Raw genomic sequence first — 15,207 nt, forward strand, 5'->3', positions numbered from 1 at the left:
ATCTTTATTTAGTTTCCGCGACCTCTAGAGCTACTTCTAGATGTTCTCGCAGAACTTGTTTTTCTAGTATTTGATGCTCTTGCCGCATTGCTGCTTCTTGAGCTTTGTGAACGCTGAACGCTGCGCTGAGGAGCGGTTGAACGCCTTGCTACTGTGTGCTGTGTTTGAACGTTTCTTGAAACACGTTGCGTATTGCTAGGGCGTTGTGCTACGCTTCGCTGATTACTTGTGCTTCTAGACTTTGCAATATTACGACTATTTGTACTTCTTTGAGCAATAGTTCGCTGTTGATTTGATCTTTGAACAGCATTATTACGTGTAGCAGTACTAGTTCTTTGCGTTCTTATCGTATTTCTATCAGCATTACTGCTTCGAGATACGGTATTTGCATTACGAGTAACACGAGCATTTGTATTATTCGTAGCTCTTCTGGCATCAGAATTTCGGCTTGACCGGTTATTGATAATAGCATTATTTGAGCTTCGCGATTGTCTTGTGTTTGCAACGTTTCTAGAGGTTCTGCTATTTGCAGTGGCTCTAGACGTGCTTGATCTTGAAGCATAAGATCTACTATCAGTATTTACTCGTGCGCGGGCTTTGCTATAACTGCCGCGTCTTGCATTATTATGAGCAATACGTCCTTGAGGTCGTTTGAAATGATGATAAGCGTTTCTATAGCCATTGCGGTATCCTTGCATATAGTGACTTCTGTGGTATGCATAGTCATATCTTACAGGACGATAAAATCTTCTATACGGTGTTGTGTATACTAAACATCTGTCAAAAAATGGTCTGTAAAAGAAGTTGTGATACGGATGATATACATATCTTCGATTGTATACATTGATATAACCCGTTACGTGTGAAAATCGACTACCACGATAAAAAATGTTTAAGCCACCTACGTTTACGATTCTGTTATTTTGATAATTTATAAATACGTCACCTGCTTGAATAATTCTACCCCAGTTATCATAGTAGATAGGCACATTTTCAATCTGAATTACTGCTCCATAATCATCATATTGCACATAAGGATCATAGTTGTATCCTGAATTATAACTAATATTTACAGGACCGGCATTTACATTAACATTTACACCTTGAGCGATTTGAGGTAAAACAAAGTCAAATTCACCATCAGGATATATAGAAAATTCTACACCGCCTTCTACAAATATGTAGCGACTACCATCATAATATCTATTAATTGAGGTATCATCCAAGGTTGCTGCGGTTGCGGAAGACACTCCTGCAAGCAGACCAATAAAAAGGTAAATTAAGTTTTTCATAATTTCTAGATTTAGATTGTTTGTACTCTGAACTATTTCTTGGATGGTACGCTTAGTTAAGTACAAGTAGCGTGCCATATTTTGAGAGAGTAGTTAACACACACGACTGTAACATTTATCAAAACAGAAGTACTAATAGGTAAACAATCAAAAAATCAACATATTATGATGCTTAGAGAAGATAAGAATTTACTGGTAGTTGCACACCTTAGTCAATTGCTAGATTTTGTAACCGGAATAGGTGGCTTTATTGTGCCGCTAGTGCTGTGGTTAACACAGCGCGAAAAAGTGCTCAATATGGACGAGCACGGAAAACAAATTCTCAATTTTCAGATTAGTACCTTTATATATAGTATAATCTGTATTCCTTTAATCTTATTATTTGGCTTGGGAATTCTGGGGTTTATAGCTTTAGGCTTGCTAGTTCTAATTTTTCCGATAATTAATGCGATCAAAGCTGCAAATGGTGAAGCTACATATTACCCGATATCTATACAGTTTTTAAAATAGAATAGTATTTCGGCACTAATCAAAAGGAGAAGTCTTAAAGGCGCTTTTCGAGATTGAAAATTTGCTAGAGACGAGAATCTCCTAAGTTGCTTCGAAATATCCCAATAGTCTAAAAAAAATAAACCCTCAGCATTCGCTGAGGGTTTATAAATTATAGCGTTTTGAGTTTTAACTCATAAGTCTAAAATTATTCGTCAACTTCAAAGTTGTAAGCTGTTGTTCCGTGCTCGTGCGCATCAAGACCTTCAAGCTCTTCTTTTTCAGAAACGCGGATTCCAATTGTTTTCTTAACGATAAACAATACGATAAAGGTAGCAACAATTGCCCAAGCGATCATAGAGATCGAACCTAAGAACTGAACACCTAGCTGGCCAAATCCACCACCGTAAAGCACACCGCCTTCGGTTGCAAAAACACCAACTAAAACAGTTCCTAAGAAACCGCATACTCCGTGTACTGAAATTGCACCTACTGGATCATCAATCTTAAGTTTTTTATCGATGAATTCAATAGATAATACCACAACGATACCACTGATAAGTCCAATTGCTACAGAACCAAAAGCGTCTACATTACCACAGCCTGCAGTAATACCTACTAATCCTGCTAAGGCACCGTTCAAAGTCATAGAAATATCTGGTTTACCATATTTAATCCAAGTAAAGAATAGCGCTGCGATACCACCTAATGCTGCTGCAAGGTTAGTGTTTATGATCACGCTACCTACCGCAATAGAATCGTCGCCACCAAAGGCTAACTGAGATCCACCGTTAAAGCCAAACCATCCTAACCAAAGGATAAATACCCCTAATGCACCTAAAACAAGGTTATGTCCAGGGATTGCATTAACTTTTCCGTCAGGGCCATACTTACCAATTCGAGGTCCTACAAGTTTAGCTGCAACTAAAGCGGCAAAACCACCGACAGCATGAACAATTGTAGATCCTGCAAAATCAATAAATCCAAGATTGTTTAACCAAGCTTGATCATCAAAAGGCCATAACCAGCTTCCTGATACCGGATAGATAAATGTGGTTAAAACCGCAGAAATGATAAGGTAAGAAGAGAACTTAAAACGTCCTGCAACTGCCCCGGAAACAATAGTTGCTGCGGTAGCACAAAATACAGTTTGGAAAAAGAGGTTGTGCCAGTCATCTTCGCTAAAGAAAGCTAAGTCTAAAGGGTCTCTCATAAAACCACCTAAAATGGTTTCGCCACCATACATAATAGAGTAACCCACTACCCAGAACATTAAAGATCCTACTGCGAGGTCCATAAAGTTCTTCATAATAATGTTACCTGCATTTTTAGCACTTGTAAATCCGGTTTCTACTAAAGTAAAGCCCGCTTGCATAAAGAATACTAAAATGGCAGCGATGATGATCCAGAGAATACCTAGATCTGCATTAACTGCGTCAACAGCAGCTTGTACTGCATCAGCCGGTTCTTGTAATAACATATTAGCCATAAAATTCATTTGATTTATTTAGTTTGATTAGTTTTAGTTTAAAGTATCCGGTCCTTTCTTTCCTGTTCTAATGCGGTATGCATCTTTAACATCAGAAACAAATATTTTACCATCACCTACTTCACCGGTTGCAGCAGCATCTAAAATGGCAGCAATAGCGGCTTGTTCAAAATCATCATTTACAACTATAGAAAGGTATCTACGTTGAATATCACTTGTGCTATAAGAAACACCGCGATAAACATGACCTTCTTTCTCGTTCCCAAGACCGGTTACGTCCCAGTAAGAAAAGAAGTTCACTCCTTTTTCGTGTAGCGCTTTTTTAACAGCTGAAAATTTAGATTTTCTAATAATTGCTTCAATTTTTTTCATTGTAAAAATTTAGTTTAGGTTAAAATGAATATACGGCTGCAAGTAAGAAAGAACCTAAGCTACCTGTATAAGTAGGTGTCCCGTCATACGAGTCAAGAAATACATCTTCACTTGCAGAATCTAATCTAAATTCGGGAATAAAAGTTAAAGGACCAACTTTTGCATTACCAGATAGGGTTACCGCAAATACATTTGCATCTCCTGCAGCATCGTAGCCACCTATTGCACCAGCACCGCCAGCAAATTCACTAAAATATTCAGGACGTAATCCTAAAGAGAAAGAATCGCTTAAAGCAGCTTGAGCATAAAGAGCTACACCGTAAAATCCATAATCATCACCACCCAAATCACCAGCGTCTGTAGTGTTATAAGTAGCGTTTAAGCCTAGATAAAAAGAGTCACTTAAGTCGTAACCAGTGGTAAGGTCAACCTGAAAAGTAGAGCCAGCTCCTTCTCCTAAGCCTTGATCAGTATAATCTCCATCCTGATCTCCATAAATTAAGTTTAAGAAAGTACTACCACTGTCTGTTGAGTATCCTAACTGACCTCCAAAAGTGTAGCTTCCTGCTGGATTAAAATCTGTCCAATCAGTTGGGTTCATTACTGCAAGCATTGCGCTCCAGTTATCATCAAGGGCAAAGTCTGCTTTTAAACCAGAGTGAGAGAATGGTCCATAAGAGAACATATAAGAAGTAGAATAGTTGAAGTTCGCTGCAGGAGAAATAACTTCGTATCCTAAAAAGGTGTTCCAGTTACCAAAGGTTAAAGTAACACTTTCGCTCACATTCCAATACACATAAAGTTGGTTCACAATGCTTGAACTTGCAGTAGTAGAGCCAAAAACAGCATCTGTACCACGTGGGCCATAAACAAGATCTGCTACAGCTCCTACACTTCCTTTTTCATAGCTTAAAACTGCGTTTGCCATACCTAAAGCAAATCCTGGCTGATTAGCAAATGAAGAACCCGGTGCAGGATAGCCTTCATCTGTAACCTTATTAAGCGTAGTGATATTCTGTCTAAAATACGCATCGATAGATCCTGAAAGTGAGAATCCGTCAGTCCAAGAGGTTTCTTCTTCTTGAGCAAAGGCTGAAAGACCTAAGCATAGCATTACAGGTAAAATTAATTTTTTCATTTTTAAATTGATTAATTGGTGAGCTGCTAAACTAGGTATTATTTAAAACCACCCCCAAAAAAATAGGGGGTAAGTGAAAATTTTTATTGTTTTTGTAAATATACCCCCTAAATTTTTAGGGTATGCTATCCGAAAGCGATTTCGGAAGTTTTAAATTGTGAATTTAATTATGGAGAATGTGCTGTTTTTGTTAATTTATGGTAATTTTTAGGGTAAAAAAGTATCAAAAACGCCAATTGTTAACATTCGCTTAAGATTTATAGCATTTTTAAAATTTGCTGAAATAGCCGTTTTTGGGCAAAAATGCATTTCATTTTCTATAAAAAGACCTCTGTTTTATTAATTACTTTTTATTTAAAAGACCTTTTTTTGACAATTACGAAATAATAAAAATCTTATTCTTTAAAATTATTGGCATTTCAGTTTATTGAATAGCTTTATCATTCTGTCTTTAATATTGAGCAAAAATTTTATGGAAAAACAAGGATTATATTCACCAGAATGGGAGCATGAAAATTGCGGTGCTGGGTTCATTTGTAGTCTTGAAGGAAAACAGTCTAATGGAATTATTCATAAGGCGCTAGAAATTCTTGAAAAACTAGAACACAGAGGAGCGGTTAGTAGTGACGGAAAAACGGGAGACGGTGCAGGTATACTTATAGATATACCTTATGATTTCTTTAAAGAGAATTGTGACTTTGATCTTCCCGAAGCGAGAGCGTATGCAATGGGTAATGTGTTTCTTCCTCAAAAGGAAAATCAACGAGCATATTGTAAGAAGATTTTTGAAGAGCAAATCGAGGCTAAAGGACTTAAGCTTTTAGGCTGGAGACGCGTACCGGTAGATACCGGTTATCTTGGTGCGATCGCGGCAAGCGTAGAACCTCACATAGAGCAAATTTTTATTGGTAAGCCCAATGATGAAATGCAGGAGCAAGAGTTTATGATCAAACTTTATTCTGCAAGAAAAATTACAGAGCATACTATATTAAATAGTAAGCTTTCAGAACGCACTTATTTTTACCTGCCTAGTCTATCTAATAAGACCTTAATATTTAAAGGGCTTTTGATGCCTGAGGATATTAAGTACTATTACGTTGATCTTTTAGATCCTAAGTTGACTACAAGACTTGCTTTAGTACATCAGCGATTCTCTACAAATACCTTCCCAACTTGGGATTTGGCGCAGCCGTTTAGATATATGTGTCATAACGGAGAGATCAATACCCTGCGCGGTAATGTTTCGCGTATGCGTAGTAGAGAAGAGCTTCTTAAAAGTGACTGGTTTGGGGAAGAGATTAAAGAATTGTTTCCAATTATTCTTCCGGGGAAATCAGATTCTGCTTCGATGGATATGGTTGTTGAACTTCTCTTGATGTCAGGTAGATCTTTACCGGAAATTATGATGATGTTAGTACCAGAAGCTTGGGAAAAGCATCAAGATATGACACCTGAGAAAAAAGCGTTCTATGAGTTTAATAGCTGTATCATGGAACCGTGGGATGGTCCTGCTTCTATTCCTTTTACAGATGGGGATTACATAGGTGCCGTATTGGACCGTAACGGATTGAGACCATCGCGTTACACCGTTACCAAAACTGGTGATGTAATCATGTCTTCTGAAACCGGGGTTTTAAATATTGAGCCTAAAAACGTTGCATTCCATGGTAGATTAGAGCCGGGGAAAATGTTTTTAGTTGATATGAAAGCCGGTCGCATTGTTAATGATGAAGAAGTTAAAGAAAGCATTGTTACGCAAAAACCATATCAAGAATGGTTATCTAAAAATCGTGTACATCTTAAAGACATACCTTACCGTGATGTTGACTTTAAATTAGAAGATACTGATTTTGGTCTGCGTAAAAATGCTTTTGGTTATACTAAAGAGGATATCAATACGATAATTGTACCTATGGCTACTAAAGGTAAAGAACCTATAGGGTCTATGGGTTCAGATACCCCGCTAGCGGTATTATCAGATCGTCCACAACTTATATATAACTATTTTAAGCAATTATTTGCACAAGTAACTAACCCGCCTCTCGATGGAATTCGAGAAGAACTTATTACTGATTTAAGTCTTACACTAGGTCCTGATACCAATCTTATGGAAATCACGCCTGATTATTGTAAGAAAATCAGAATCCAGAATCCGGTTATATCTAAAGAAGATCTTGATAAGATTAAAAACTTTGACAATCCAGACTTTAAAGTCACTTCTATCCCGATGCTTTATGAAGCTAAACGTGGATTAAATGGTCTTGAAGATGCTTTAGATGAAATGGTTGCTAAAGCTTCAAAAGGAATTGATGATGGGCATACCATTTTGATTCTTTCAGATAGAGGGGTTAATGATGAGATGGCACCAATTCCTGCACTTTTAGCGTGCTCGTACTTGAACAGTGGATTATTTAGAAGCGGTCAGCGCTCTAAGATGAGTATCATCGTTGAGTCGGCAGAACCACGTGAAGTGCATCACTTTGCATTATTATTTGGTTATGGAGCCAGTGCGATCAACCCATATATGGTTAATGAGATCATTCAGAAGGAAATCGAAGCAGGTAATCTAGGAGATATTGACTTTACTTCAGCAGTAGAAAATTACAACAAAGCGATAGGTAAAGGAGTGATTAAAGTAATGAATAAAATAGGAATCTCTACGCTTAACTCGTATCGAGGTTCTCGTTTATTTGAAGCTTTAGGCTTAAACTCTAAGTTGATTTCAAAATATTTCCCAAATACACCAAGTAGAATTGAAGGTATAGGGCTTTATGAAGTTGAGCAAGAGATTGCTAAACGCCATACCCGTAGTTTTGGAAGTAAACATATTTCAGGTAATCTGGAGATCGAAGCAGGTGGAGAGTATCGCTGGAGACGTAATGGCGAGCGCCATATGTTCAATCCGTTGACCATTGCAAAACTTCAGGAAGCTGTAAGACGTAATAATCCTTCAACTTATAAAGAGTATTCTAAGCTTATCAATGAGCAGTCTAAAAAGTTAATGACTATTCGTGGTCTTTTTGAATTTTCAAATTATGACCCTATTCCTATAGAAGAAGTAGAACCGTGGACCGAAATTGTAAAGCGTTTTAAAACGGGAGCAATGTCGTATGGTTCGATCAGTAAGGAGGCGCACGAAAATCTGGCTGTTGCAATGAACCGTATTGGCGGTAAGAGTAATAGTGGAGAAGGAGGAGAAGACGCTGAGCGTTTTTATAAAAGCCCTAATGGCGATTGGAGAAACTCTGCCATTAAACAGGTAGCTTCAGGACGTTTTGGTGTTACCAGTAACTACCTTACCAGCGCAAAAGAAATTCAGATTAAAATGGCTCAGGGTGCAAAACCCGGAGAAGGCGGTCAATTGCCAGGAGAGAAAGTAAATAAATTCATTGCTAAAACCCGTAAGAGTACTCCTTACGTAGGTTTGATTTCTCCACCACCGCATCACGATATCTATTCGATTGAAGATTTGGCGCAGTTGATCTATGATCTAAAATCTGCAAACCGAGAAGCACGTGTAAACGTCAAACTTGTTTCAGAAGTTGGCGTAGGTACAGTCGCTGCAGGGGTTGCTAAAGCAATGGCTGATGTCATTCTAGTTTCAGGCTATGATGGAGGTACCGGTGCATCACCGCTTACTTCTTTACGTCACGCCGGTTTACCGTGGGAATTAGGAATTGCCGAAGCGCAGCAAACTCTTGTACTTAATAACCTGCGTAGTCGTATACGTTTAGAATGTGACGGTCAGCTAAAAACAGGACGCGATGTTGCTGTCGCTTGTCTATTAGGAGCTGAAGAATTTGGATTTGCAACGGCACCATTAGTGGCTTCAGGATGTATTATGATGCGCGTATGTCATCTTAATACCTGTCCTGTAGGGATTGCAACGCAGAATCCTGAATTACGTAAGAAGTTTAAGGGACAACCAGAACACGTGGTTAACTTTATGTATTTCATTGCCGAAGAGTTGAGAGAGATTATGGCTCAACTAGGATTCAGAACTGTTGACGAAATGGTAGGTCAAGCGCATAAGTTAGACCGAAACAAAGCAATTGAACATTATAAAGCTGCAGGTATTGATCTTTCACCAATTCTACATAACATTCAAGTTCCTGAAGGAGTAAAGATTTACAATACCGAATCACAAAATCATCATTTAGAGAAATCTATTGATTTTGAAATTATAGAATTAGCGCATACTGCATTATTCCGTAAGGAAAAAACAACGCTAGACCTTGAAATTAATAACTTAAACCGTGCTGTTGGTGCGATTTTAAGTAATGAAATTTCTAAGATCTATGGTGAGCAAGGCTTACCTGATAATACCTTAAAGGTGAACTTTAAAGGTTCGGCTGGTCAGAGTTTTGGTGCTTTCGCTACAAAAGGTCTTACTCTTAAAATAGATGGTAACGCTAATGATTATGTAGGTAAAGGACTTTCTGGAGCTCGACTAATTATTAAAGTTCCTGAGGAGGCTACTTTTGAAGCTAATGAGAATATCATCATTGGTAACGTAGCTCTTTATGGTGCAACTAGCGGAGAAGCGTATTTTAATGGTGTAGCCGGAGAGCGTTTCTGTGTGCGTAATAGTGGCGCTACCGCAGTTGTAGAAGGTATAGGAGATCACGGTTGTGAATATATGACCGGTGGTGTTGCTGTAATACTTGGTAAAACAGGACGTAATTTTGGTGCCGGTATGAGTGGCGGTATCGCTTACGTTTTAGATGAGGATCAAAAGTTCAAATCTAAGTGTAATGCTGCAGATCTTAACTTAGATCCAGTTACCGAAGAAAATGATAAACAACAATTAAAAGAATTGATTACCAATCATTACAATTATACGCAAAGTGCTTTGGCACAGCGTATTCTTGAGAACTGGGATGCATACTTGCCTAAGTTTATTAAAGTATTGCCGGAAGAATACCGTCAGGCATTGATACGATTGGAAGAAGAAGAAAAATTAACAGATTTAACGGAATAATAGAATCATGGGAAAAGTAACCGGATTTTTAGAATATGATAGAAAAAATGAACCGTACAAACCTGTTGAGGAACGGATTCAGAAATATGAGGAGTTTACCATTCCGCTTGATAAGCCAGAGATAAAGAACCAGGGAGCACGTTGTATGGATTGTGGGATTCCCTTTTGCCATAGTGGATGCCCGCTTGGTAATTTGATTCCAGATTTTAACGATGCTGTTTATCGCGAGCGCTGGGAAGAGGCCGCGTCCATCTTACACGGTACTAATAATTTTCCTGAATTTACAGGAAGATTATGTCCTGCGCCTTGCGAAGAAGCTTGTGTACTAGGGATCAACGAAGACCCTGTTACGATTGAAAATATCGAAAAAAATATAGCTGAAGAAGCTTTTAAAAATGGTTGGGTTAAGCCAAATGCACCTGAAAAACGTACAGGAAAAACGGTTGCAGTTATTGGTTCTGGACCTGCAGGGTTAGCTACTGCACAGCAGTTAAACCGTGCCGGACATTCTGTAACGGTGTTTGAGCGAGACGAAAAACCGGGTGGACTTTTACGCTACGGAATTCCTGATTTTAAAATGGAAAAGCACGTCATCGATCGTAGATTGGCCATTTTAGAAGAAGAAGGTATTGTTTTTAAATGTGGAGTACACGTAGGAAAGGATATCAAAGCTGATGCATTGAAAAATGATTTTGATGCTGTAGTACTTTCCACCGGTGCAACGGTGAGACGTAATTTACCCATTCCGGGATCTGATCTAAAAGGAATTTATCAAGCGATGGATTTCTTGCCTCAAAACAATCGTCGCGTTGATGGTTTAGAATGGAAAGGCGAAGAGATCAAAGCTACCGGTAAAGACGTGATCGTAATAGGTGGTGGTGATACAGGAAGTGACTGTATTGGTACCTCAATTCGTCACGGAGCAACCAGCGTGAAGAACTTTGAGATAATGAGTAAGGGAACTCCTGAGCGTCCTGAAAATCAGCCTTGGCCCTATTGGCCAATGCGTCTGCGCACAAGTACTTCTCATAAAGAAGGAGCAGAGCGTTTCTTTTCAATTTCTACTAAAAAATTTGTGGGTGATGAAAATGGAAACCTAACAGGTCTTGTGACCGCTGAAGTAGAATGGACGCACAAACCGGGAGAACGACCTACGCTTTCAGAAGTTCCGGGAACCGAAAAAGAATGGAAAGCAGATATGGTATTTCTTGCTTTAGGATTTACAGGTAGTGAACCTACAGTTGCCGAACAATTGGGCATTAAAATGGATGCGCGAACAAACATCGAAGCTTCAATAGATAATTATATGACTAATGTGCCCGGAGTGTTTGCGGCGGGAGACTCTAGACGAGGACAATCGCTTATTGTTTGGGCGATCTCAGAAGGAAGACAGGCGGCCCATCACGTAGATACATATCTTATGGGAAGTTCTGATTTACCGTTAAAAGGAGATGGTGATTTACCAAGAGTATAATTATTTTTAAACTTAATTTACTGTAAGCCTGAAGGTTATTGATCTTCAGGCTTTTTTTATATACTAAACGCAACCTTTTTAAGTTCTAAGCATCTTAAAAGAAAATACTCTCCATGATGTTTAGATTACTTTTCTTCAGTTTTATGCTATTGAGTTTGAGCTCATGTACTGATGATAATAACACTGCAACAACTAATCTTGTTCAAGAAACCGCAACGGTACGACTTAACTTAGTTAAAATGAGCGGACAGATTCGAAATTCTGAAACCACTGGAGCCGAAATGGCGTGGCAGGAATACTATATTTTAGGCCCTGAAATGCATTTTACAAAGGTTAGAGAGCGTGATGGACAAACTTTAAAATCTGAAGGTACATTTGATATTGTAATGATCAACAGTGATAAATATCTACAATTTACTCACGATTCAGATGGCGAATTGGTAGGTAATTGTACTGGAGATACAGTAGAATTACTTATGTATACTACCTCAGATAGTGTGCAGAGTTCTTGGCAAAGTTGTGACGGTCCAGGATTGTATTACACCTTTGAATAATGCTCATACAGAGGTAGAAACATTAAGGCTCAACATAACGTTGAGCCTTTTTTAGTTAGTGAACGTGGTCAACTGAAGCGCTAATATAAATTGAGCTGCAAGATCTTGATTTGTAAATTCATAAGTGTTAAAATTGAAGGATTCTTTAAAAACCGTAGCCACTCCAAAAAATGTAAATTCTTTAGCTGCAAGCGCTTCTATGAGATAGCGATTGGGTTGATAGTTAAAAAAAGATTTCCTGTTGATAACCACATTATCTGGTCTGTAATAAGGAACCAGAAAAGACATACGTGAATCTAGTTGCCACGTGTAAACACCAGTAGCTGCTTGTAACATATTTTCAAACTCTAAAGACATTTGCATAACGTCATAGGTTTCATATAACGCGATTAAGATCACAACTTGATTATCAAATGTAGTGGCGTAAAACAGTCCGTTTTCTTGTTTTAATTCCATTCCTTTAGGGAGCGCTATTGTGGCTCCGGTTGTGGCTTCGAGATAAATATCAAAACTAAAATTGTTATAGGCTATGCCTTCCTGATCAAGCGCTTGCATGATCTGATACATACCCGTCTCAGGGTATTGTGTATAATTGCCCGTAGCATCTAGTTCTTTAAAAGTTCGGGATTTTATCAGCTGAAATGAGAATCGCCCATTACTCACAGTTTTGCCGTTTGACGGGGAAATTTCTTCAGCGAAGAGGGTGTTTACCTTTTTGAGACTAGATCTAGGAAATGCATCGGTTGCATTTTTGAGGTCGTTTAAGGCGGAAGCTGTAATGCACCAACTGATTCCGGCAGCACCATTTTCTAGACCTCCGTCTGCAATTCCTATCAGTTTTCCGCGGTAGTCAACAATGGGAGAACCCGAAAATCCGTGTAGCAGCTGACCTTTTAGGTAAACAATTTCGGTATCTAGGGATGGAAAGCCAAGCGACCTGATCTCTTGTTCTGCAGACGGCTCTAAGAGGTCTTTAAGGCGTTTACCTTCGATTAAACCCACAGTAAAATCACGATCTTGGTATTTGTCATTACTCCCATAGTAACCTATGGTGAACACTTTAGTATCAATAGTAGATGTGATAATGTTTTCAGGTTTTAAATAGTTTGCGGAAGTGCATTCTGAAAGATTAAGTAAGACCAAATCTGATTTTTTAGAAATTCGGTTTAATCTCACTGAGCACCAGGATTTTTCAGAAGGAATAAAAACTTCAATCTGATCTGGGTTACCAATCGAATGTAAAGTAGCTATGATTTGATTGCCATTTCCGTAGAAAAATCCGGTAGAATATTTATTACCAGATTTTACCCGCACAATAGTTTTGCTGATTTCTTCTTTAACACCGGCAAACACAATGGAATTTAAGCAGCACAAGCTTAAGAGTAGTAGTATTATTCGCATAGCAATTCCTTAATTAGAAGGGCGGAAGATTTTAATTCGCTATCATCAATACTATTTTGTTGAAGTTGGTCAAACAGTCTTTGAAATTTTCCGCCGGAAGCAAGAAAAAGTTCTTCGATCTCTCTGAGTGATAAATCTTCAAGCTCTACTGCGCAAAGCGCTAGATCATTTTCATCAGCCATCAGTAGTGTGCTTTTGAGCGCATTTGCGTTTGCAGCTTCTTTATTAAAAGACAGCTTTTGATTAGCAACAAGTCCGAAATGTTTGAAGTAAATCAGTTCTTTTATTTCCTCATCTGAAAAATTAACCGATTTATAAAGGGCGATCTCATTTTGAAGGGAAGGGGCTAGAACGTCGTGCGTACGTAAGAAAATGCCCAAAAGTAAAGCGGTAAAACACCCTAGACTAAAGCTGCCAATAATTATTTTATTGCCACTTTCACCTTCCTTGTCGGGGCGTAAGCCAAAGAAAGCTGCTAAAAGAGATGTAAGTGCTCCTAAAATAATGCCCGTAACTTGTGCAATAGATAGCCCGATAATGAGACCTACCAAAATACCTAAAGCTAAACCAGATAAAAAATCTCTTCTCATAGTATAAGAATTTAATTATCGGGGATTTGCTAGGAGATCAAAGGGTATTTAAATGTAGTGCGAAATTTTTAATAAAACAATAATCTATTGTTTTTCAGTTTTTTATAAAATAACAAAGCGCTCTTGTAATTGCTCACAAGAACGCTTCTAAAATAAAAGGTACTTACTTATCCTTCTTACTCTTAATTATTAAGCATAACCGGCATCACCAGCATCGTTACTTTTTCACCTTCATCTAGACCATCAACAGGAGTTAAAATTCCGGCGCGGTTAGGTAACGACATTTCTAAGGAAACATCGTTGGCATTTAGATTATTAAGCATTTCTACCAGAAATCTACTGTTAAAACCTATTTGCATATCATCACCTTGATAATCGCAGGTTAAACGCTCTTCGGCTTTATTGCTATAGTCAACATCTTCCGCAGAAATATTAAGTTCTGCTCCCGCGATCTTTAAACGGATTTGATGTGTTGTTTTATTTGAGAAAATAGATACCCTACGTACCGAGTTTAAAAACTGGTTACGATCAATCACGAGTTTATTAGGATTCTCCTTAGGAATTACCGCCTCATAATTTGGGTATTTTCCATCGATCAAGCGGCAAAGTAGTTGCACATTATCAAAGCTAAATTTTGCATTTGAGTCGTTGTACTCAACACTGATGTCATCATCACTTGATGCTAAAATTCCTTTTAAAAGATTTAAAGGTTTTTTAGGCATAATGAATTCAGCGGTTTGATTAGCCTGTACATCAGTACGACCGTATTTAACCAGCTTGTGCGCATCTGTAGCTACAAAGGTTAATCCTTCGGTATCAAACTGAAAGAAAACACCGCTCATTACCGGTCTAAGGTCGTCATTTCCTGTAGCAAAAATAGTATTGCTTACAGCGGTTGCAAGCACTCCTGCAGGAATGCTAACTTTGCTAGGATCATCTAATTCTACGGCATTAGGAAACTCTTCTCCAGAGGCATAGGCCAGCGCATACTTACCGTGATTAGAACTAATCTCTATCGTGTTATTATCACCTGCAACAAACGTAAGCGGTTGTTCTGGAAAGGTCTTTAATGTATCGAGCAGTAAACGTGCAGGTACTGCAATACTTCCGCTATCATCAGACTCAACCTCTAGGGTTGCGATCATGGTAGTTTCTAAATCAGAAGCCGAAACTTTTAAAGTGCTTTCTTCTAATTCAAACAAAAAGTTATCTAAAATAGGAAGCGTGTTACTGTTATTGATTACCCCGCCTAAAACCTGTAATTGCTTTAAAAGGTAAGAACTTGATACAATAAATTTCATAAGAAAAAGCTGTTTATGCTCTTTGACACGAGGTCAAAACTAGAATTCAAATGGGTTGACAATTTTATTTTTTAGCTGTCACACAGCCTCACAAAGATATCGTAATAGCCGTTTTTGCCGAAACAA

The 15,207-nt window shown here is 38.3% G+C and carries 11 protein-coding genes; 4 read left to right on the forward strand and 7 right to left on the reverse strand.

From position 1 onward, the window contains the following. Nucleotides 1-8: 8 nt before the first annotated feature. On the reverse strand, nt 9-1,292 hold the full coding sequence (locus LDL79_RS15155) for a hypothetical protein (protein ID WP_225598323.1): 1,284 nt from the start codon (nt 1,290-1,292) through the stop codon (nt 9-11). Nucleotides 1,293-1,457: 165 nt separating this feature from the next. Between LDL79_RS15155 and LDL79_RS15160 the strand changes: the two genes are divergently transcribed. Further along, nucleotides 1,458-1,802: a DUF4870 domain-containing protein gene (locus LDL79_RS15160; RefSeq protein ID WP_084673007.1), complete on the forward strand. Its 345-nt coding sequence runs from the start codon at nt 1,458-1,460 to the stop codon at nt 1,800-1,802. A 187-nt stretch (nt 1,803-1,989) separates the two neighbouring features. Here LDL79_RS15160 and LDL79_RS15165 read toward each other — a convergent pair whose 3' ends face one another. Genes LDL79_RS15165 through LDL79_RS15175 form a run of 3 tightly spaced genes read right to left on the reverse strand, consistent with a single transcriptional unit; the run spans nt 1,990 to nt 4,780 of the window. Next, nucleotides 1,990-3,270, reverse strand: coding sequence for an ammonium transporter (locus LDL79_RS15165; protein ID WP_394372582.1), 1,281 nt, complete (start codon nt 3,268-3,270; stop codon nt 1,990-1,992). 33 nt (nt 3,271-3,303) lie between these two features. Next, nucleotides 3,304-3,642, reverse strand: coding sequence for a P-II family nitrogen regulator (locus LDL79_RS15170; RefSeq protein WP_072979138.1), 339 nt, complete (start codon nt 3,640-3,642; stop codon nt 3,304-3,306). Between the two features lie 19 nt (nt 3,643-3,661). Next, a complete protein-coding gene (locus tag LDL79_RS15175; RefSeq protein WP_225598325.1) occupies nt 3,662-4,780 on the reverse strand; it encodes a porin in 1,119 nt (372 codons plus the stop codon). 472 nt (nt 4,781-5,252) lie between these two features. On the opposite strand from LDL79_RS15175, the gene gltB reads away from it, so the two are divergent. The 3 genes from gltB (at nt 5,253) to LDL79_RS15190 (ending at nt 11,789) form a co-directional block, all read left to right on the forward strand. Then, nucleotides 5,253-9,761: a glutamate synthase large subunit gene (gene gltB / locus LDL79_RS15180; protein WP_225598326.1), complete on the forward strand. Its 4,509-nt coding sequence runs from the start codon at nt 5,253-5,255 to the stop codon at nt 9,759-9,761. Between the two features lie 7 nt (nt 9,762-9,768). Beyond that, nucleotides 9,769-11,235 carry a glutamate synthase subunit beta gene (locus LDL79_RS15185; RefSeq protein ID WP_072979132.1) on the forward strand — a complete coding sequence of 489 codons (1,467 nt, stop codon included), beginning with the start codon at nt 9,769-9,771 and terminating at the stop codon, nt 11,233-11,235. A gap of 113 nt (nt 11,236-11,348) precedes the next feature. Beyond that, nucleotides 11,349-11,789: a hypothetical protein gene (locus LDL79_RS15190; protein ID WP_167597198.1), complete on the forward strand. Its 441-nt coding sequence runs from the start codon at nt 11,349-11,351 to the stop codon at nt 11,787-11,789. A gap of 51 nt (nt 11,790-11,840) precedes the next feature. Here the strand turns inward: LDL79_RS15190 and LDL79_RS15195 are convergent, their stop codons facing one another. The 3 genes from LDL79_RS15195 to dnaN form a co-directional block, all read right to left on the reverse strand. Beyond that, nucleotides 11,841-13,190 (reverse strand): S1 family peptidase, encoded by a 1,350-nt coding sequence (locus LDL79_RS15195; protein WP_225598327.1) that lies wholly within the window; start codon nt 13,188-13,190, stop codon nt 11,841-11,843. Continuing rightward, on the reverse strand, nt 13,181-13,780 hold the full coding sequence (locus tag LDL79_RS15200) for a hypothetical protein (protein ID WP_225598328.1): 600 nt from the start codon (nt 13,778-13,780) through the stop codon (nt 13,181-13,183). The genes LDL79_RS15195 and LDL79_RS15200 overlap by 10 nt, the downstream gene beginning before the upstream one ends. A 182-nt stretch (nt 13,781-13,962) precedes the next feature. Further along, on the reverse strand, nt 13,963-15,081 hold the full coding sequence (gene dnaN / locus LDL79_RS15205) for a DNA polymerase III subunit beta (RefSeq protein WP_072979124.1): 1,119 nt from the start codon (nt 15,079-15,081) through the stop codon (nt 13,963-13,965). Between the last annotated feature and the right edge of the window lie 126 nt (nt 15,082-15,207).

It is taken from the genome of Leeuwenhoekiella palythoae, from assembly GCF_020310025.1.
Classification (GTDB): Bacteria; Bacteroidota; Bacteroidia; order Flavobacteriales; family Flavobacteriaceae; genus Leeuwenhoekiella; species Leeuwenhoekiella palythoae.